The organism is Rhizobium atlanticum (genome assembly GCF_030182485.1).
Classification (GTDB): Bacteria; Pseudomonadota; Alphaproteobacteria; order Rhizobiales; family Rhizobiaceae; genus Rhizobium.
This window is the reverse complement of the sequence record NZ_JAQJCJ010000010.1, coordinates 71,448-90,794: the sequence shown is the minus strand read 5'-3', so window position 1 is coordinate 90,794 and position 19,347 is coordinate 71,448. Positions and strand designations below refer to the sequence as shown.

General features: G+C 62.1%; 20 protein-coding genes, 1 pseudogene and 2 riboswitches. Of the genes and pseudogenes, 10 read left to right on the top strand and 11 right to left on the bottom strand.

The genetic code is table 11. The annotated features are described in order from the left end of the window. Window positions 1-74: 74 nt before the first annotated feature. Window positions 75-236, top strand: a pseudogene (locus PH551_RS16120) (agmatinase); the annotation flags it as partial. Between the two features lie 73 nt (window positions 237-309). Here the strand turns inward: PH551_RS16120 and PH551_RS16115 are convergent. From PH551_RS16115 to gcvT, 4 genes are all read right to left on the bottom strand, one after another. Beyond that, window positions 310-1,350, bottom strand: a complete 1,041-nt coding sequence (locus PH551_RS16115; RefSeq protein ID WP_285193734.1) for a glycoside hydrolase family 25 protein — start codon at window positions 1,348-1,350, stop codon at window positions 310-312. Between the two features lie 211 nt (window positions 1,351-1,561). After that, window positions 1,562-4,426, bottom strand: a complete 2,865-nt coding sequence (gcvP, locus tag PH551_RS16110) for an aminomethyl-transferring glycine dehydrogenase (protein WP_285193733.1) — start codon at window positions 4,424-4,426, stop codon at window positions 1,562-1,564. Continuing rightward, window positions 4,426-4,788, bottom strand: a complete 363-nt coding sequence (gcvH, locus tag PH551_RS16105) for a glycine cleavage system protein GcvH (RefSeq protein ID WP_064802805.1) — start codon at window positions 4,786-4,788, stop codon at window positions 4,426-4,428. Before gcvH ends, gcvP begins: the two co-directional genes overlap by 1 nt. A 27-nt stretch (window positions 4,789-4,815) precedes the next feature. Beyond that, window positions 4,816-5,952, bottom strand: coding sequence for a glycine cleavage system aminomethyltransferase GcvT (gcvT, locus tag PH551_RS16100; protein WP_285193732.1), 1,137 nt, complete (start codon window positions 5,950-5,952; stop codon window positions 4,816-4,818). 75 nt (window positions 5,953-6,027) lie between these two features. Then, a riboswitch (glycine riboswitch) is annotated at window positions 6,028-6,108 on the bottom strand. Further along, a riboswitch (glycine riboswitch) is annotated at window positions 6,109-6,201 on the bottom strand. It abuts the riboswitch before it with no gap. A gap of 158 nt (window positions 6,202-6,359) precedes the next feature. Between gcvT and PH551_RS16095 the strand changes: the two genes are divergently transcribed. Then, complete coding sequence (locus PH551_RS16095) at window positions 6,360-6,740, top strand: hypothetical protein (protein WP_285193731.1); 381 nt, start codon at window positions 6,360-6,362, stop codon at window positions 6,738-6,740. Window positions 6,741-6,812: 72 nt separating this feature from the next. Continuing rightward, window positions 6,813-7,817, top strand: a complete 1,005-nt coding sequence (locus PH551_RS16090; protein ID WP_285193730.1) for a copper chaperone PCu(A)C domain-containing protein — start codon at window positions 6,813-6,815, stop codon at window positions 7,815-7,817. 74 nt (window positions 7,818-7,891) lie between these two features. On the opposite strand, the gene PH551_RS16085 is transcribed toward PH551_RS16090, so the two are convergent. Beyond that, a complete protein-coding gene (locus PH551_RS16085) occupies window positions 7,892-8,158 on the bottom strand; it encodes a hypothetical protein (protein WP_085778270.1) in 267 nt (88 codons plus the stop codon). A 120-nt stretch (window positions 8,159-8,278) separates the two neighbouring features. Here PH551_RS16085 and crcB point away from each other — a divergent pair, with 120 nt between their 5' ends. From crcB to PH551_RS16050, 7 genes are all read left to right on the top strand, one after another. After that, window positions 8,279-8,656 carry a fluoride efflux transporter CrcB gene (gene crcB / locus PH551_RS16080; RefSeq protein WP_097599297.1) on the top strand — a complete coding sequence of 126 codons (378 nt, stop codon included), beginning with the start codon at window positions 8,279-8,281 and terminating at the stop codon, window positions 8,654-8,656. Between the two features lie 87 nt (window positions 8,657-8,743). Beyond that, entirely contained in the window at window positions 8,744-9,742 is a 999-nt protein-coding gene (locus tag PH551_RS16075; protein WP_285193729.1) for an RluA family pseudouridine synthase, read from the top strand. Beyond that, on the top strand, window positions 9,739-10,392 hold the full coding sequence (locus PH551_RS16070) for an HAD-IA family hydrolase (protein ID WP_285193728.1): 654 nt from the start codon (window positions 9,739-9,741) through the stop codon (window positions 10,390-10,392). Before PH551_RS16075 ends, PH551_RS16070 begins: the two co-directional genes overlap by 4 nt. A gap of 9 nt (window positions 10,393-10,401) precedes the next feature. Then, window positions 10,402-11,187, top strand: coding sequence for an ATP12 family chaperone protein (locus tag PH551_RS16065; protein WP_285193727.1), 786 nt, complete (start codon window positions 10,402-10,404; stop codon window positions 11,185-11,187). 67 nt (window positions 11,188-11,254) lie between these two features. Continuing rightward, the gene (locus PH551_RS16060; protein WP_285193726.1) at window positions 11,255-11,713 is read left to right on the top strand and encodes a calponin homology domain-containing protein; all 459 of its coding nucleotides are present in this window, start codon (window positions 11,255-11,257) and stop codon (window positions 11,711-11,713) included. 36 nt (window positions 11,714-11,749) lie between these two features. Then, complete coding sequence (locus PH551_RS16055; RefSeq protein ID WP_285193725.1) at window positions 11,750-13,282, top strand: acyl-CoA carboxylase subunit beta; 1,533 nt, start codon at window positions 11,750-11,752, stop codon at window positions 13,280-13,282. A gap of 115 nt (window positions 13,283-13,397) precedes the next feature. Beyond that, the gene (locus PH551_RS16050; protein WP_097599300.1) at window positions 13,398-13,790 is read left to right on the top strand and encodes a DoxX family protein; all 393 of its coding nucleotides are present in this window, start codon (window positions 13,398-13,400) and stop codon (window positions 13,788-13,790) included. 48 nt (window positions 13,791-13,838) lie between these two features. Here PH551_RS16050 and sugE read toward each other — a convergent pair whose 3' ends face one another. The 6 genes from sugE to PH551_RS16020 all read right to left on the bottom strand — a co-directional run bounded on the left by sugE (window position 13,839) and on the right by PH551_RS16020 (window position 19,294). Next, a complete protein-coding gene (sugE, locus tag PH551_RS16045; protein WP_097599301.1) occupies window positions 13,839-14,153 on the bottom strand; it encodes a quaternary ammonium compound efflux SMR transporter SugE in 315 nt (104 codons plus the stop codon). A 164-nt stretch (window positions 14,154-14,317) separates the two neighbouring features. Then, window positions 14,318-14,785, bottom strand: coding sequence for a YaiI/YqxD family protein (locus PH551_RS16040; protein ID WP_285193724.1), 468 nt, complete (start codon window positions 14,783-14,785; stop codon window positions 14,318-14,320). 10 nt (window positions 14,786-14,795) lie between these two features. Further along, window positions 14,796-15,269 (bottom strand): GNAT family N-acetyltransferase, encoded by a 474-nt coding sequence (locus tag PH551_RS16035; RefSeq protein WP_285193723.1) that lies wholly within the window; start codon window positions 15,267-15,269, stop codon window positions 14,796-14,798. Further along, a complete protein-coding gene (locus PH551_RS16030) occupies window positions 15,269-16,396 on the bottom strand; it encodes an S-(hydroxymethyl)glutathione dehydrogenase/class III alcohol dehydrogenase (protein ID WP_285193722.1) in 1,128 nt (375 codons plus the stop codon). The genes PH551_RS16035 and PH551_RS16030 overlap by 1 nt, the downstream gene beginning before the upstream one ends. Window positions 16,397-16,471: 75 nt before the next feature. Next, entirely contained in the window at window positions 16,472-18,481 is a 2,010-nt protein-coding gene (locus PH551_RS16025) for an acetyl-CoA carboxylase biotin carboxylase subunit (protein ID WP_285193721.1), read from the bottom strand. A 108-nt stretch (window positions 18,482-18,589) separates the two neighbouring features. Then, entirely contained in the window at window positions 18,590-19,294 is a 705-nt protein-coding gene (locus PH551_RS16020; RefSeq protein ID WP_285193720.1) for a hypothetical protein, read from the bottom strand. Window positions 19,295-19,347: the final 53 nt, after the last annotated feature.

Here is a 19,347-nt window from a genome sequence, read left to right as displayed (position 1 = left end):
AATTGCTACAACGATACCAATTACCTTCTCAACCCCTTTGTCGGCTGACGGAACCGAAGCGGAGACATATGCGCATGGTGTGGGACAAAAACCGACTCGAACAGTTGCGCGCAGATTTCGCGGACGCCAATGGTGGTGAGATATTCGATGAGAAGTTTCGGAAAGTGGCGGAGAAGATCATCTCCAAGAACGGCACGAGACTGAATCGCAGATTGCCTGGTGGGGGTTCGCCATCGCAATGCCTTGAGGTGCTTGGCACAGTTATAGGTTGTGACGAAGGCAAGGACATGGGCTTTCAGGCTTTCGAGATTAACGCGACGCTACCCAGTCGTGCCAATCGCTTTCGCTGCCGTTGAACACATTGAGGTCGATCTTGCCGTCGACGCCGTCGGAGAGGCCGGAGCCGGAATACTGCCAGAACACCCACTTGCGGCCGGGATAGACCTTGGAGGGGTGAGCGGCTACCGAGCGCAGCCAGAAGGGATAGTCAAGCATCTGGCCCTTCAGATTGTCGCGATAGAAGTCCGGCGCCGTGTAGATGATCGGGCGCTGGCCGTAATGCCGCTCGAGCTTGTCCATGAAGACCTGCATCTTTTCCCGGACCCGAGCCGGGGAGATGCGGCGCTTGCAGCTCGACTCACCGTTCCACTCGACGTCGATGACGGGCGGGAGGGCGTTGGCTTCCTTCGGAACGTTGCGGATGAACCAGTCGGCCTGTTCGCCGGCTGTCCGGCACCAGTAGAAGAAGTGATAGGCGCCATGTTTCAGCCCGGCTTCCTTGGCGCGGCGCCAATTCTTCTTAAACATCGGGTCGAGGTGATCGCCGCCGTCCGTCGCCTTGATGTAGACGAAGTTGGCGCCCTGCTGGCGCAAAGTCTCCCAGTCGATCTCGCCCTGCCAGCGCGACACGTCGACGCCATGCACGGCAAGCTTTCTCGGCGAAGTTCTGCCGAAGTTGATCGGTTTGGCATCGCGGAAGCGGTGGCTATAGATTCGCGAGCGTTTGGGGGAATTCGGGCCGGCGTCAGGATCGACATCCGGGGCATCGGGCATCAGCATCGCGACAGGCCTTTCCGTCGGCATCGGCATGCCGACCGGCCTGTCGGCTGGCGCGAGCGCTTGCGGCTCCGGAACGGGCCCTGTCCAGCTCAGCGCCTGCTGCGGGGGGCTTGCCTGTGGCGCAGGGTCGCCGACAGCAGCAGCCGGTATCGGGCCGTTCGGCTTGCTGATGGCATTGGTGGTTTCCACCGACGGCACAGGGGTGAGCACATCTTCGGCGCCGGAGCTTGCGGCGCATCCCGACAGGATCAGGGTGGCGAGGAGGATTGCTGGCAATGCCGATGGACGCATGAGAACCTGCACGCAAAACAAAGGTCGACGGCAACATTCCCGATGAAGAAAAACCGCCCATTTCGAATTGCTAACAGAGACTTGCTAAGAAAGGTTAAATTTGAACCCTGTGCCTCGCAGGGCTGTGTCAGGGATGGCACGAGCGGTGCATGGAAGGCCGAAGTGTCGGCAGCCCCTCCCGAATTCGTCGGGAAGGGCTTACCAAGTCATGTCATTCCGCCGCTTCGGCGTAGTTTTCCACCGGCGGGCAGGTGCAGATGAGGTTGCGGTCGCCATAGACGTTGTCGACGCGGTTGACAGGTGACCAGTATTTGTCGACGCGGAAGGCGCCGGGTGGGAAGCAGGCCTGCTCCCGGCTGTAGGGGCGATCCCATTCGCCAACGAGGTCTTCGACGGTGTGCGGCGCGTTTTTCAGCGGGTTATTGGCCTTGTCCATGCGTCCTTCCTCGATGGCGCGGGCTTCCTCGCGGATCGCCAGCATCGCCTCGCAGAAGCGGTCGAGCTCGGCCTTGGTCTCGCTTTCCGTCGGCTCGATCATCAGCGTGCCTGATACCGGCCAGCTCATGGTCGGTGCGTGGAAGCCGCAGTCGATCAGGCGCTTGGCGACGTCGTCGACGGTCACGCCTGCGCTGTCGACCAGTGGACGCGTGTCGATGATGCATTCATGCGCGACGCGCCCGGTCTTCGACTTATAGAGCACGTCATAAGCGCCCTTCAGCCGGGTGGCGATGTAGTTGGCGTTGAGGATCGCCACCTTGGTCGCCTGGGTCAGGCCTTCGCCGCCCATCATCAGGCAGTAGCTCCAGGAGATCGGCAGGATCGAGGCCGAGCCGAAGGCCGCCGCCGATACGGCACCCGGCCGCCCATCGGTTTCCGGATGACCCGGGAGGTAGGGCGCCAGGTGCGCCTTGACGCCGATCGGGCCCATGCCGGGGCCGCCGCCGCCATGCGGGATGCAGAAGGTCTTGTGCAGGTTGAGGTGCGACACGTCGGAGCCGATGTCACCGGGGCGGGACAGGCCGACCATGGCGTTCATGTTGGCGCCGTCGAGATAGACCTGGCCACCATGCTGATGCACGAGATCGCAGATTTCCTTGACCGTCTCCTCGAACACGCCGTGCGTCGAGGGATAGGTGATCATGCAGCAGGAGAGGTTTGCTGCGTGCTCTTCAGCCTTGGCGCGGAAGTCGTCCATGTCGATGTCGCCGTTCTCACGGACCTTGACGACGACAACCTTCATGCCGACCATCTGGGCGGAAGCGGGGTTGGTGCCGTGTGCCGATGTCGGAATCAGGCAGACGTCGCGATGACCGTCGCCATTGGCGATATGATAGTTGCGGATCGTCAGCAGGCCGGCATATTCGCCTTGCGCGCCGGAATTCGGCTGCATCGAGAAGGCATCGTAGCCGGTGACGGCGCATAGCTTTCCCGTGAGGTCATCCAGCATCTCGCGATAGCCGAGCGCCTGGTCCGATGGCACGAAGGGATGGATATCGGAAAATTCCGGCCAGGTGATCGGCAGCATTTCCGCCGTCGCATTGAGCTTCATCGTGCAGGAGCCGAGCGGGATCATCGCGCGGTCGAGCGCGAGGTCACGGTCGGAGAGCCGCCGGATGTACCGCGTCATCTCGCTTTCAGCCCGGTTCATGTGGAAGATCGGGTGGGTGAGATAATCGCTGGTCCTGAGGAGGTCCTTCGGCAGGCGGTAGGAAGGCTCGAAATCCGCGACGGCGAAATTGCCGCCGAAGGCGCGCCATACCGCTTCGAGTGTCGCGGGCCGCGTGCGCTCGTCGAGGCTCATGCCGATCTTCGTTTCGCCGACCTTGCGCAGATTGACGCCTTCGGCGACGGCAGCGCGTAGGATCAGGCCCTGCATATGGCCGACATCGACAGTGATCGTATCGAAGAAGCTTTCCGGCTCGACCTTGTAGCCGAGTTTCTCCAGGCCCTTGGCCATCAGCACGGCCTTCTGGTGCACCTGCTGGGCGATCGCCTTGATGCCCTTCGGACCGTGGAAGACCGCATACATCGAGGCCATGACAGCAAGCAGCACCTGGGCGGTGCAGATGTTGGAAGTCGCTTTCTCCCGGCGGATGTGCTGTTCGCGGGTCTGCAGCGACAGTCGATAGGCGCGGTTGCCGCGAGCATCGACGGAAACGCCGACGAGGCGGCCGGGCATGGAGCGTTTGATGGCGTCCTTGACCGCCATATAGGCGGCGTGCGGACCGCCGTAGCCGACCGGAACGCCAAAACGCTGGGAAGAGCCGACGGCTATATCGGCGCCCATCTCGCCCGGCGATTTCAGCAGCGTCAGCGCGAGAATATCGGCGGCAACGATTGCGATGGCGCCAGCCTGGTGCAGGCGCGCAATCAGGCCGGTGAAGTCATGCAGGTGACCGTGCGTGCCGGGATATTGGAAGATCGCGCCAAAGACGTCGACGGGATCGAGATCGGTGAAGGGATTGCCGACGATGACCTGCCAGCCAAGCGGCTCGGCACGGGTGCGAATGAGGGCGATGGTCTGCGGATGGCAATCGGCATCGACGAAGAAGGCTTTCGACTTCGACTTCGAAACGCGCTCGGCCATCGCCATGCCTTCGGCGGCGGCGGTCGCCTCGTCAAGCAGCGAGGCGTTGGCGACGTCGAGGCCGGTCAAGTCGCAGATCATCGTCTGATAGTTGAGCAGCGCTTCGAGACGGCCTTGGCTGATCTCAGGCTGATAGGGCGTATAGGCCGTGTACCAGGCGGGGTTTTCCAGAATGTTGCGCTGAATGACCGGCGGCGTGATCGTGCCGTAGTAGCCCTGGCCGATCAACGAGACCAGCACCTTGTTCTTGTTTGCCGTCTCGCGCAGTTTGTCGAGCGCTTCGCGCTCGGTCATCGGCGCGCCCCAGACGAGCGGCGCCTTCTGACGGATGGCGGGCGGCAGCGTCGCGTCGATTAGGCCGTCGAGGCTGTTATAGCCGATCACCTTCAGCATCTCGGTCATCTCGGTCGGCGAGGGGCCGATGTGACGGCGATTGGCGAAATCGTAGGGCTGATAATCGGTGAACTGGAATTCGGTCGGCGTCGTCATTACGCGGTGAGCTCCTTGTAGGCGGCCTCATCGAGCAGACCATCGGCATCGGCGGGGTTCTTGAGCTTCAGCTTGAAGAACCAGCCGGCGCCTTGAGGGTCGGAGTTGATGAGCGAGGGGTCGGCGACGATCGCCTCGTTGACCGCGGTGATCTCGCCATCGAGCGGACAATAGACCTCGGAGGCCGCCTTGACGGATTCAACGGTTGCGGCGTCGTCGTTCTTGGCGAAGCTCTTGCCCACTTCAGGCAGTTCGACGAAGACAAGATCGCCCAGCTGTTCGACGGCATAGGTGGTGATGCCGACGGTTGCGACATCGCCGTCAAGTTCGAGCCATTCATGTTCAGCGGTAAATTTCAGCATGGAAATATCCTCTCGGGAAACAGGGGTTCAGCGTTTGTAAGTCGGCGTGACGAAGGGCAGGGCGGAGACGGTGACGGGCAGGAACTTGCCACGCACCTCGGCGTAGACCTGGGTGCCTACCGCCGCATGGGAGATCGGCAGATAACCCATGGCGACGGGACCTTCGACGCTGGGGCCGAAGCCGCCCGATGTGACTTCGCCGATTTCAGTCTTGCCTTCGGCATCGGCGTAAAGCTTGGCATGGCCGCGCACCGGCGCCTTGCCCTCCGGCTTGAGGCCGACACGGCGGCGGGCGGCGCCGTTTTCGAGTTCGGAGAGGATGCGGCCGGAGCCCGGAAAGCCGCCGGCTCGGGCCCCGCCCGTGCGTCGCGCCCTCTGCATAGCCCATTCGAGCGCTGCCTCGACCGGCGAGGCGGTCGTATCGATATCGTTGCCATAAAGGCAAAGGCCGGCTTCCAGACGCAGCGAGTCACGGGCGCCGAGGCCGATCGCCTGGACGTCCGGATGTTCGAGCAACCGCATAGCGACATCTTCGGCCTTGTCGGCCGGGACGGAAATTTCGAAGCCGTCCTCGCCACTATAGCCGGAGCGCGAAACCAGGCAGGAAACGTCGTGCAGCCGGCAGTGGCGCACATCCATGAATCTCATCGCCGCGACGTCGGCCCAGAGCTCGGCGAGAACCTCGACCGCGCGCGGTCCCTGCAGCGCGATCAAGGCGCGGTTCAGAAGCGTGATGTCGCACTGGTCGCCGATGTGGGTCTGCAGATGGGCCAGATCGGCCTCCTTGCAGGCGGCGTTGACGACAACGAAAAGGTGGTCGTCGACATGGGTGATCATCAGATCGTCGAGGATGCCGCCGGTGTCGTCGGTAAAGAAGCCGTAACGCTGGCGGCCGGCCGGGAGCCCGAGAATATCGACCGGCACCAGGCTTTCCAGCGCCAGCGCCGCATCCTCATAGCTGCCCGATTTCGCCTTCACGATGACCTGGCCCATGTGGGAAACGTCGAAGAGGCCAGCCTCGGCGCGGGTATGAAGATGTTCCTTCATGACGCCCGCCGGATATTGCACTGGCATGTCGTAACCAGCAAACGGCACCATGCGGGCGCCGAGCGAAAGATGCAGGGCATGCAGCGGGGTTTTCTTGAGGGCAGCAGTATCGTCCAAACGACGCCTCCGGGGTTTGCGCCTCTTATTAAGGCGCGGGCTCAAATCTGAAGGCGCGGCTGCGCGCTTCTCTCCTGAGCCCCCTCTGTCCCTTTGCCTGAGATTGTTATCCCTTCGGCTAGCGTTTCGAAAACGCTTCTCTCCAGAGTTCCGTCTGCCCCCTTGCTGGTCCTTTGGCCTGAGAGTTTCCGGGGCGGTTGCTCCTTCGGCACCGGTGGCACAAACACCGGATTCTCCCAACAGGGTTGGCCGCAATTATCCGGCGGGCGCAGCACTTGGCAAGGCCAAATGTCGTGACCTGACAAATTTTTGTCGCCAAAGTCAGGGAAGGGCGCGATCTGCGGCAAATCTGCTTTTGCATTCGGCTGGGAAAACGGCTATCGCGACATGCTGTTGAAGGGGATTTCATGCGGCAGACAGGACTGAAAGCGACGCTCTTCCTGCGCATGCTTTGCGCCTTGGGCCTGCTTTTGCTCGGATTCGCCCATCAAGCGCCTCAGGCTGTCGCTTCCGATGGTTATGATGCCGCGGCCTACGTGCTGCCCGACGGCAGCTTTGCCTCGCTCTGCGTCACCGTGAAGGAGGCCGAAGGCAAGACTGTCGGCTTCAAGCCGAATTGCGAAGCCTGCCGGCTGTCTGCATCGGTGATCCTGCCGACGCCGGATGCGGGTTGGTGGCTCGAGCGCAAGCTCGCCTCGCTCGTCAATCCGCCAATCGAGAGTGCAGCCGTTGTCACCGTCAGTACCGTCAGCCGACCGAATTCGCGTGGACCTCCCACCCTCATCTGATCTGCCTCCGCAACCTATGACGCAAAATGCCGGTTCGCCCGAAGAGGGCCGCGGCCGGCGAGGAGATATCCGATGAAAACAATCAAGACTTTCGCGCTTGCCGCGCTTCTTTCCGCAACTGCCTTCGCAGGCGCCGAGGCGCATGTCACCTTCCTCGACAAGGAGGTGAAGCTCGACAGCACCATTCTTGCGACGCTGCAGGTGCCGCACGGCTGCGATGGCAAGGCGACCACGGAAGTGCGGGTCAAACTGCCGGAAGGCTTCGTCTTCGCCAAGCCGCAGCCGAAGGCCGGCTGGGAACTCGAGGTGATCAAGGGCGATTACCAGAAGAGCTACGACAATCACGGCGACAAGGTGAAGACGGGCGCCATCGAGATCCGCTGGAAGAACGGCAATCTTTCGGATGATTTCTACGATACCTTCGTCATCCAGGGCAAGGTGTCGGGCGTCGAAGCCGGCAGCTCGCTTGCCTTTCCGGTGACGCAGCTGTGCGGCGATAAGGTCACGGCCTGGGATCAGGTGGCTGGAGAAGGCGGCGATCCGCACGCGCTGAAAAGCCCGGCGCCGCTCCTGAAGGTCGTTGCCGGTGATGATCATGGCCACGACCATGACGATATGGCCGGGATGAACATGTCCGGAATGTCCGCCATGCCCGGCATGGACATGTCGGCAGCAATGCCAGCCGGCGACACAGTCAAGGCCGGCGACCTCGAAATCTCCGGCGCCTTCGCCAAAGCGATGCTGCCCGGCCAGCCGGTCGGCGGCGGCTTTTTCACGGTGAAGAACAACGGCAAGATGGATGATCGCCTGCTCTCCATCAGCTCGCCCGCGGCGGGCGAGGTTCAGATCCACGAGATGGCTACCAAGGACAATGTCATGCGGATGCGCCAGCTGAAGGATGGCATCGCCATTGCCGCGGGCGAAACGGTCAAGCTCGAGCCCGGCGGCCTGCATCTGATGTTTCAGAAGGTGAAGACGCCATTTAAACGGGGTGACACGGTGCCGGTGACGCTGAGCTTCGAGAAAGCTGGCAAGGTCGATCTGGTGCTGCAGGTGCTGTCGGCCCAGGGCAAGTAGGGCCGGCCGATTCACACAGAGAGCCTGCGGTTGCGATTACAGCTGCGGGCTTTCTATTCGAAGCGGCTTGTCTGTTAGACATCCTCGTAGGATTGCAGCGCCTGCCGCAGGCCTGTCTGTGGTTGCTGGTTGCCCTTTGCCATCAGGTCGAGCGCCACCTCCGTCGACTGGATGATGCTGGAAGGCTCCTCGGCCTGATCGGACGCCCCGCCGTTCAATTGCCGGTCAGCGATGCGCTTTGCATCACGCGCCGCCGTGCTCGTAGCGACGCGCTGGGGGATCCTCAGCGATTCGAAGGCAATGGCGGCGGTGTTGGCCGATATGGACAGGAGCTGCGTCATGCCGTCACGATATTCGCATGGTCTTGGTGCTATCGTAACAAAATCATTGGCATTTTACCGAGTGGCAAGAATTCGCGCGGTTCCATTGGAGTCGTCGCCGAACTGAGGTAAATCCGGCTTATGATTCAGGCTCTCCTTGTCGCGCTGGGCGGCGCAATCGGTTCCGTCCTCAGATATTATGTCGGCCAATGGGCGCTAAAGCTCATGGGGCCGGCCTTTCCCTGGGGCACTCTTGCCGTCAATGTCGTCGGCTGCTTCGTCATCGGTGTCTTCGCCGAACTGGTCGCGCGGAAGTTCAACGCATCGATGGAACTGCGCCTGCTGCTGATCACCGGCTTTCTCGGCGGCTTCACCACCTTCTCTGCTTTCTCGCTCGATGCCATCTCGCTCTTCGAGCGCGGCGAGGCTGTCGCCGGCGGCCTCTACATAGCAGCGAGCGTCGGCCTTTCGATGGCGGCCGTGTTCGCGGGCCTCGCCATCATGCGCGCTTTGGTCTGATTCCGGTTTCCGTTTTGCACGAAAATGCTCTAAGGCTGCGGCAAGAACGCCGGCTTGGCCCGCGCTGCAATTTCCGAAAGACTATTCATGGCTGGCATAGAACATATCAAGGTTGAAGCCGACGAGGCGGGCATGCGGCTCGATCGCTGGTTCAAGGTGCATTTTCCCGGGCTGGGCTTCGGGCCGCTGCAGAAGCTGCTGCGCTCCGGCCAAATACGTGTGGACGGCGGACGGGTGAAATCGGATGCACGCGTGCAGCCCGGCCAGACGGTACGCGTGCCGCCGCTCGATGTCGACGCCAAGCTGAAAACCGGGCCGATCGCCGGCAAGGATCTCAAACATTCCACGGATTTCGACCTCCTGTCACGCATGGTGCTGCACGAGGACGAAAAGGTAATTGTCCTCAACAAACCGCCCGGCCTTGCCGTCCAGGGCGGCTCCGGCGTCGCCAGGCATATCGACCAGATGCTGGAGGCCTGGATCAGCCCGAAGGGCGAGAAGCCGCGGCTCGTCCACCGCCTCGACCGCGATACGTCAGGCGTGCTCGTCATCGCCCGCACCCGGGGTGCGGCACAGAAGCTGACCGCCGCCTTCCGCGAGCGCGATACGAAGAAGACCTATTGGTCTCTGGTCAAAGGCGTGCCGCGCAAGCGTGAGGACAAGATTTCGACCTGGCTCGTCAAAGAGCCGACGGCTGATGGCGACCGCATGCGCATCGCCAAGCATGGCGAAGACGGCGCCGATCATGCCGTGTCCTACTACCGCATCATTGAGACGGCGGCGCAGCGTCTCGCCTGGCTCGAGATGGAGCCCTATACGGGGCGCACGCACCAGCTTCGTGTTCACGCTTTGCACATCGGCCATCCCATCATCGGCGATCCCAAATATTTCGACGACGATCCGAACTGGGATTTTCCCGGCGGTATCCAGAAGCGGCTGCACCTGCACGCCCGCCATATCGACATCCCGCATCCCTCAGGGGGGCGCCTGCGCGTCACCGCGCCTCTGCCGCCGCATATGGTGCAGAGCTGGAACCTGCTCGGCTTCGATGAAAATTCGGCTCCCATCCTGGACGACCAAGAATGAAACTTGCGCTTTGTGATTGCGACGGCACCTTGGTCGACAGTGCCGGGCTTATCCATGAAACCATGCGGCGCACCTTCGAGAAGTTCGGCAAGGCTGAGCCGCGATTTGAGGACACCAAGGCCATTATCGGCCTGTCGCTGGATATCGCCATAGCCCGCATGCAGGGCAAGCCGCACGTCGAGCAGGAAGACGTCGAGATGACGGCGCATTACAAATCGCTGTTTACCATCGTGCGTCAGGATCTCGACTACCGGGAGCCGCTGTTTGCCGGAATCCGCGAGATGATCGATGCGATCAGCGGCCGCGAGGATCTGCTGATCGGGGCGGTGACGGGTAAATCCCGCCGCGGTTTGAAGCTCGTAATGGACACGCACGGCTTCGACAGGCATTTCGTCGTTGCGCGCACCGCCGACGACTGCCCCTCCAAGCCGCATCCGGCCATGGTGACGGAATGTTGCGACGAAACCGGGATGAATGCCGCCGATACCATTGTCATTGGCGATGCGGTTTACGATATGCAAATGGCAAAGGCTGCCGGCGCAAAAGCGATCGGTGTTGCCTGGGGCTATGCCAGCGTGGATGAATTGATCGCCAACGGCGCCGATGCGATCGCCTATCATCCGAACGAGATATTGCGCCATTTTTCTTGAGGTGAGCCCATGCGCGATCTGCTGAACGATCTTTCCGAGGGTCTGAGCCATCCCGATCCCATCCGTCGGGCGCAGATCCAGATGAAGAAGCCGCTGCCGAAGCGTTTCTATACCGACGTGGCGGTCGCCGATCACGAGGGCAGCTTCGCGATCACGCTCGACGGCAAGTCGGTGCGCACGCCGGCACGGCAGGTTCTTGCCGTTCCCACAGAGGCGCTCGCACAGCTTGTCGCCGCCGAATGGCGTGGGCAGGGCGAGGAAATCGATCCGGTCACCATGCCGGTGACCCGGCTGGTCAACACCGCGCTCGATGGCGTGGCAACCAATACGCAGGCCATCTTCGAAGACATTCTCCGCTTTTCCTCGAGCGACCTCATCTGCTACCGCGCCGACACGCCGGAGCTGTTGGTCGAGCGCCAGAGGGAGCGTTGGGACCCGGTAATCGACTGGGCGGCCCACGATCTCGGCGCCCGTTTCATCCTCGTCGAAGGGGTGATGCCTCACGAACAGCCGCGAGAGGCCACCGCGGCCTTCGCCGTGACACTGGCGCGGCATCAGAGTCCCATGGCGCTCGCTGCCCTCCATACGGTCACGACGCTGACCGGCTCGGCGATCCTGGCGCTCGCGTTTGCCGAGGGCCGGCTGACGGCGGAGGAGGCGTGGTCGCTTGCTCATCTCGACGAAGACTGGACGATCGAGCATTGGGGGCGGGACGAGGAAGCCGAAGAGCGAAGAGCCAAGCGCTTTGCCGAGTTCAAGGCAGCAGCGGATGTTTTTTTCGCCCTAAGCGCCTGAAACATATTGCCTTCTCAGACATTATGGCGAAATCTGCGACTCCAACGGGGTGGTGCGGGATTTTGCGATGGATTGGCTGAGGTCGAGTTTTTGCCGGACCGTGCTCGTCTGTATTGCGCTGACGGCCTGCGGCAGCCTCTCGGCCAACAAGCCGAAGGCACCGCTCTATGATGTGCGCAGCGCTGTCGTTCTCTCCGGCCCGAACATCCCTGCCGAGCTGCTTGCCGGGATCAACGACCGCGTCAATGCCGCCATCAATGCAACGATGCGCGACACCGTGCTGCCGCGGGTGGTGCTGACAATTCGCGTGGTTTCGATTGAGAAGGGACTCGGTTTCCAAAAGGACCGCAACGTCGCCAAAATCAGGGTTGACGCGGCTTCGGTCGACGACGGCTCGGTGATTGCCGTCAGCGCTTTCGACGTAACCAGTATGGCCGCCGACCCGAAACTTGCCGACGACATCATGGCCGAGGACGTCGCTGCACGGATCCGCTCGGTTTTCTCGCTCAGCGGACGCAGCCGCTAGCGCATATCGACCGCGAGAGCGGCGAGGGGAGATCGCATGAAGGAAATTCTCGAAGAACTGGAACGCCGCCGCGGCATCGCGCGTCTCGGCGGTGGCAAGGAGCGGATCGATGCTCAGCACAAGCGCGGCAAGCTGACGGCGCGCGAGCGCATCGACCTCTTCCTCGACGAGGGCACCTTCGAAGAGTTCGACATGTTCGTGGAGCACCGCTCCACCGATTTCGGCATGGATAAGAGCCGTATCGCCGGCGATGGCGTCGTCAGCGGGTGGGGCACGGTCAACGGCCGCACGGTCTTCGTCTTCGCCAAGGACTTCACCGTCTTCGGTGGCTCGCTTTCGGAAGCGCATGCCGAGAAGATCATGAAGGTGCAGGACATGGCGCTGAAGAACCGCGCGCCGATCGTCGGCATCTACGATGCCGGCGGCGCCCGCATCCAGGAAGGGGTCGCCGCGCTTGGCGGTTATGCCGAAGTCTTCCAGCGCAATGTGCTTGCCTCGGGCGTCATTCCGCAGATCTCGGTGATCATGGGCCCCTGCGCCGGCGGCGACGTCTATTCGCCTGCCATGACCGATTTCATCTTCATGGTGCGCGACACCTCCTACATGTTCGTCACCGGTCCCGATGTGGTGAAGACCGTGACCAACGAGACGGTGACAGCTGAGGAGCTTGGCGGCGCTACGGTGCACACGACACGCTCATCGATCGCCGACGGCGCCTATGAGAATGATGTCGATACGCTGTTGCAGGTGCGCCGGCTGATCGATTTCCTGCCGCTTTCGAACACGTCGCCGTTGCCGGAGATCGAATGTTACCAATCGGTGACCGAGACCGATGCGTCGCTCGATACGCTGGTGCCGCCGAGCGCCAACAAGCCTTACGATATCAAGGAGCTGATCCGGAAGGTGGCGGATGAGGGGGATTTCTTCGAGATTCAGGAGAGCTTCGCCAAAAACATCGTCTGCGGCTTCGGCCGCGTCGAGGGCTCCACCGTCGGTTTCGTCGCCAACCAGCCGATGGTGCTGGCCGGCGTGCTCGACAGCGACGCCTCGCGCAAGGCGGCGCGCTTCGTGCGCTTCTGCGACTGCTTCAACATTCCGATCGTCACTTTCGTCGACGTGCCGGGCTTTCTGCCGGGCACGGCGCAGGAATATGGGGGCCTGATCAAGCACGGCGCCAAGCTGCTCTTCGCCTATGCCGAGGCGACGGTGCCGAAGCTCACCGTGATTACCCGCAAGGCCTTTGGCGGCGCCTATGACGTGATGGCGTCAAAACATTTGCGGGGTGATTTGAATTATGCCTGGCCGACGGCGCAGATCGCCGTGATGGGCGCCAAGGGTGCCGTCGAGATCATCTTCCGCAAGGATATCGCCGATCCGGAGAAGATCGCAGCCCATACGAAAATGTACGAGGACAGGTTCCTGTCGCCCTTCGTCGCTGCCGAGCGCGGTTATGTCGACGAGGTGATCATGCCGCATTCGACCCGGCGGCGGCTGGCGCGCGGCCTGAAGATGCTGCGCAACAAGGATCTCGCCAATCCCTGGAAAAAACACGACAACATCCCGCTCTGATATCTGGCCGCGTTGCCTGCTGTCGAAAAAGTGAACGGCCGTCAGCGATCCGTGTGTTCAATCGCGGCCGGGGACGGGCTAACGCTCGGCTGCAATTTCTTTAATGGAGAGGTTAATGTCAACTTTCGAGCGTCTTTCGGCCTATCGCCCCTATGGGCTAGCCGCTCTCAGAATCATCACCGCGCTGCTGTTCATCGAGCACGGCACGATGAAGCTTTTCGGCTTTCCGGCGTCACAAATGTCAGGTTCGCTGCCGCCGCTGATGTTGTTTGCGGCCCTTCTGGAACTGGTCGGCGGCATCCTCATTCTCGTCGGCCTGCTGACGCGGCCTGTGGCCTTCCTGCTGGCGGGCGAAATGGCGGTTGCCTATTTCATGGCGCATGCACCCAACAGCTTCTTCCCGGCCGTCAACCAGGGTGACGCGGCAATCCTGTTCTGCTTCGTCTTCCTTTACCTGTTCTTCTCCGGTCCCGGCGCCCTTGCCGTCGATAACCGGAAGACGGCTTGAAATGAACATTGTTTGCGGGGCGTTTCCGCGCCCCGCAGCGTTTCGGAATCAGGCGGTGAGCTTGAGGCCGGTGATGCCGGCGACGATCAGTGCAATACAGGCAAGACGGGAGACACTTGCCCCATCGCCGAGCAGCCAAATGCCCAGGAGCACGGTGCCGACCGTGCCGATGCCGGTCCATACCGCATAAGCGGTGCCGATCGGCAGGTACTTCACCGCCAGGCCGAGCAGGACGACGCTCACCACCATGGAAATGACGGTCAGCGCCGTCGGCAGCGGCCGCGTGAAACCCTCGGTGTATTTAAGGCCGATCGCCCAGCCACATTCGAAAAGGCCAGCGAGAAAAAGCAGAAACCAGGCCATACGCCTCTCCTTGTTCAAGAGCGAGGCCGTCCCCGCGACGGTTGCATCCTCAGGACGCCGCAGTCGTCTGCGATAGTGCCTATATCAGTGAGGTAACGGCTGTCTTCAAGGTAGGAATCGGCATGGCTGCCATGCCACCCGTTTCTTGCCGGCCGCCAAAGAGGTCATGACTGGCCGCCGGCCTCGGCGGAAAGGCTCTTGGCACGGCGGCAGAGGCGATCGAAAGTTTCGAGGAATCGCGAGCGGTCTTTCGGGCTGAAGGCGGCGTTGTAACCTTTGCTTTCCCCGGTTTCGCGCAAATGCGCACCGAGATCGCGCATGGCGCTCGCCATGCCGATATTAGTCTCGTCGAAGACACGCCCGGTCGGACCGCTGACGAAGGCGCCGGCGGCGACGCAGCGCACTGCAAGCGGCACGTCGGCGGTAACGACGACGTCGCCGGCGCCGGCGCGCTCGGCGATCCAGTTATCGGCGGCATCGAAGGCATTGGAGACGATGACGTTGTGGACCATCGGGTCGCGGGACGGGCGCAGGCCGGAATTGGCGACGAACGTGACTTCGAGGCCGTGGCGTTCGGCAACCTTCAGGATCTCCGGCTTCACCGGGCAGGCATCGGCGTCGACATAGATCATGGCGGTGTCCTCATGCCATCTGAATGGCCGGCCGTCTGACCATATCGATATGGGGAATGCCGTCTTCCAGATATTCCTGCGACGTCCCGACAAAGCCGAAGGATTCGTAGAAGCGGCGCAGATGGGCCTGCGCTGACAAGGCAATCGGGTTTGCCGGATAACGCCGCTCACAGGCGGTGATCGATTCACGCATCAATGCGTCGCCCAGACGTTTGCCGCGATGGGCAGGCGAGACGACGACGCGGCCGATCTTGGACGGGTCCTGCGGCTCATGCGGTTTGAGGATCCGCGCCGCCGCCAGGAGGTCACCGCCCTCCAGCAGTCTGAGATGCAGGGCATCGATGTCCTTGCCGTCGAGTTCCGGATAGGGACAGTTCTGCTCGACGACGAAGACATCGACCCGCATTCGCAGGAGGTCGTAGAGCTCCCGCGCGGGGAGCTCATCGAGAGTCCTCAGATCGACCCGGTAGCTTGCTGCAGCCATCAATAGACCACCACGCCGCGGATGCTTTCACCCTTGTGCATCAGGTCGAAGCCCTTGTTGATGTCTTCGAGCGGCATGGTGTGGGTGATCATCGGATCGATCTGGATCTTGCCCTGCATGTACCAGTCGACGATCTTCGGCACGTCGGTGCGGCCGCGCGCGCCGCCGAAGGCCGTGCCCATCCAGTTGCGGCCGGTGACCAGCTGGAACGGCCGCGTCGAGATTTCCTGGCCGGCGCCGGCAACGCCGATGATGACCGATTTGCCCCAGCCGCGATGGCTGGCCTCCAGCGCCTGGCGCATGACCTTGGTGTTGCCGGTGCAGTCGAAGGTGTAGTCCGCGCCGCCGATCAGGTCGCCGTTACGCTTGGTCATGTTGACCAGATAGGGCACGATGTCGTCGCCGACCTCCTTCGGATTGACGAAATGCGTCATGCCGAACTTCTCGCCCCAGGCCTTGCGATCCGGGTTGATATCGACGCCGATGATCATGTCGGCGCCGGCAAGCCGCAGGCCCTGAATGACGTTCAGGCCGATGCCGCCAAGCCCGAAGACGATCGCCGTCGATCCGACCTCGACCTTGGCGGTGTTGATGACGGCGCCGATGCCGGTGGTGACGCCGCAGCCGATGTAGCAGACCTTGTCGAAGGGCGCGTCGGGGTTGATCTTGGCGAGCGCGATCTCCGGCAGCACCGTGTAATTGGCGAAGGTCGAGCAGCCCATATAGTGATGGATCTTGTCCTTGCCGATCGAGAAGCGCGAGGTGCCGTCCGGCATCACGCCCTGGCCTTGTGTGGCGCGGATGGCGGTGCAGAGATTGGTTTTGCGGGATGTGCAGGAATAACACTCGCGGCATTCCGGCGTATAAAGCGGAATGACATGGTCGCCCTTCTTGACCGAGGTCACACCCGGGCCGACATCGACGACGATGCCGGCGCCCTCATGGCCAAGGATGGCCGGAAACAGGCCTTCCGGATCGGCGCCCGACAGGGTGAAATCGTCGGTATGGCAGATGCCCGTCGCCTTGACCTCCACCAGCACCTCGCCGGCTTTCGGCCCCTCCAGCTGCACGGTCATCACTTCAAGCGGTTTTCCAGCCTGAACGGCTACGGCGGCGCGAACGTCCATCTTCCTATCTCCTGCTAATTTGTCGGTTCCCAACTGCTTGCATCGGCCAAGCTTGACATGGCTGGCGAGCAGGGCTCAAGCGAATTCCATGATGACGGCGTCGACGGCCAGGCTTTCGCCGGCGGCGGCATTGATCTTCGAGACGACGAGATCGCGCTCGGCGCGCAAGACGTTTTCCATCTTCATCGCCTCGACGATCGCAAGCGTCTCACCGGCCTTGACCTCCTGACCCTCGGCGACCGCGATGGACACGACCAGGCCGGGCATCGGGCAGAGCAGGAGCCTAGAGGTATCCGGCGGCAGCTTCACCGGCATCAGCCTGTCGAGTTCCGCATGGCGCGGCGAAAAGACCTTGGCGATCACCGACAGTCCCTGCCAGTCGATGCGCAGGCCGTTGAGGACGGGGCGGATCTGCGCCGCAATATCCTGGTCGCCGACCCTGCCGCTCCAGACCGGATCGCCCGGTCTCCAATCGGTGACAACGCTCCGGCTTTCGCCCTCGATCTCCATCTCCATATCGAAAGGAATAGTGACGAGGCCATCGAGCAATCTGACAGCGACGTAGCTGTCTCCTGTTTTGACCACCCAATGCTCCCGCAGTGTGGCCGATGCGGCGCGCAGGCGATCGGCGAAACGTTCGCGGCGGTTCGCTTCGATGAGCGAGGCAGACAGCGCGATTGCGGAAAGCATGGCTTCCTCCTGCCGGTCCGGCTTCATCGGCGCGAAACCGTCAGGATATTCCTCGGCAATGAAGCCAGTGGAAAGCCGGCCCTCGCGCCAGCGCGGATGTTTCATCAGCGCCGACAGGAAGGGAACATTGTGCTCGATGCCGTCGACGACGAAGCCGTCCAGCGCCCGACCCATGGCCTCGATCGCTTCGCTGCGCGTCGGCGCCCAGGTGCAGAGCTTGGCGATCATCGGGTCGTAATACATCGAGATCTCGGCGCCCTCGTAGACGCCGGTATCGTTGCGGACGACAATGTTGCCGGTCCTGCCTTCGGCCGGAGGCCGGTAGCGTGTCAGGCGGCCGATCGAAGGCAGGAAGTTGCGGTATGGATCTTCGGCATAGAGCCGGCTTTCGATCGCCCAGCCGTCCAGTCTGACATCCTCCTGGCTGAAGCTGAGCGGCTCTCCCGCGGCGATGCGGATCATCTGTTCGACGAGATCAATGCCGGTGATGAGTTCGGTCACCGGATGCTCGACCTGCAGGCGGGTGTTCATTTCGAGGAAATAGAAATTGCGGTCGCGGTCGACGATGAATTCGACGGTGCCGGCGCTCTGGTAATCGACGGCCTTCGCCAGCGCCACCGATTGTTCGCCCATAGCCTTGCGCGTTTTTTCGTCGAGGAAAGGCGAGGGCGCCTCTTCCGCCACCTTCTGGTTCCGCCGCTGGATCGAGCATTCCCGCTCGCCGAGATAGACGACCTTGCCATGCGCATCAGCCAGCACCTGGATCTCGATATGGCGCGGCTCGACGATGAACTTCTCGATGAAGACGCGGTCGTCCCCGAAGGAGCTCTTCGCCTCGGAGCGGGCGCGCTCGAAGCCGTCGCGCACCTCGGCCTCGTTCCAGGCAATGCGCATGCCCTTGCCGCCGCCGCCGGCAGACGCCTTGATCATGACCGGATAGCCGATGCCGCCAGCGATCTTTTCCGCGCGGGCAGCGTCCTCGATGATGCCGAGATGGCCGGGCACGGTGGAGACGCCGGCCGCATTGGCGAACTTCTTCGATTCGATCTTGTCGCCCATCGCCATGATGGCCTTCGGCTTCGGGCCGATGAAGACGATGCCCTGCTTTTCCAGCTCGTCGCAGAAAGAGGCGCGCTCGGAGAGAAATCCGTAACCGGGATGCACCGCCTCGGCGCCGGTCGCCTTGCAGGCGGCGATGATCTTGTCGGCGACCAGGTAGCTTTCCGACGCTGCGGCGGGGCCGATATGGACGGCTTCATCGGCCATTTCGACATGCAGCGCATCCCGATCCGCGTCCGAATAGACCGCAACGGTCGAAATGCCCATGCGGCGCGCGGTCTTGATCACGCGGCAGGCAATCTCGCCGCGATTCGCGATCAGGATTTTCTTGAACATCGAGACTCCACCCAGAAATGCGTTCCGGAGTTTTACGCATAAAACACCGGAACGCACAATTGGGCTTGATACCAGCAGGCGGGAGACGTGAGATTAAGCCGCTTAATGTCAGGCGACGGCCGCTTCCGCGACCGATTCCTCGTCGATGATGCGCAGCCAGCGGCTGCGGGGCGGTTCCGGGCGATCGCGCAGCGTGACCGCGGCCATGATCCCGGCCCAGTGCGGATGGTTGGCGCCCGGCAGCGTTGCCTGCTCGATCTGGTGGAGGACGCCATATTCGGGCGGCGACACGGCGATCACCCCGTCTGCGGCGATGCTTCTGAAAATGCGCATCGCAAAATCGACGTCCTGGCGTGTGATGTTCTTGTGGTCGACGGCGCGCGACAGCTTATAGCCGCCGATGCCGTCTGTAATCGCCAGGCGAAGCTGGTCGAGGGCAAGCGCTCTCAATTCACCCGGGACATCGGTTGAAATCTCGATGACGTGAAGAATGAGCTCAAGCTCCAGCGCCGAGTTGACGTTGCCGTCGGTCGTGAACATGCGCATGATCCAGGCAACGTTGATTTCATCAAGCGAGCCCTGCGGATAGGTGTAATGGACGATGAAACCGGCGATCTGCTCTACGAAGAAAGCGTTCCACTCGGCACATTTTTCGGGGCAGGAATTGTTGAGCGCCAACATTGCAACGACATCCTGGGACGTCCGGATCCCCTCGGGGAAAGCATGTTTGCGCAGCAGCACGATATCTTCGGCCGTCAGCCGATGCTTGCCGGCCACGACACAGGCCGGAAAAGCGAGACGGAATTCGCTCATGTTTTAACTCCAGGCTTCATCATGAAGCCGGAGACAGTTTTAGCGACTGCGCA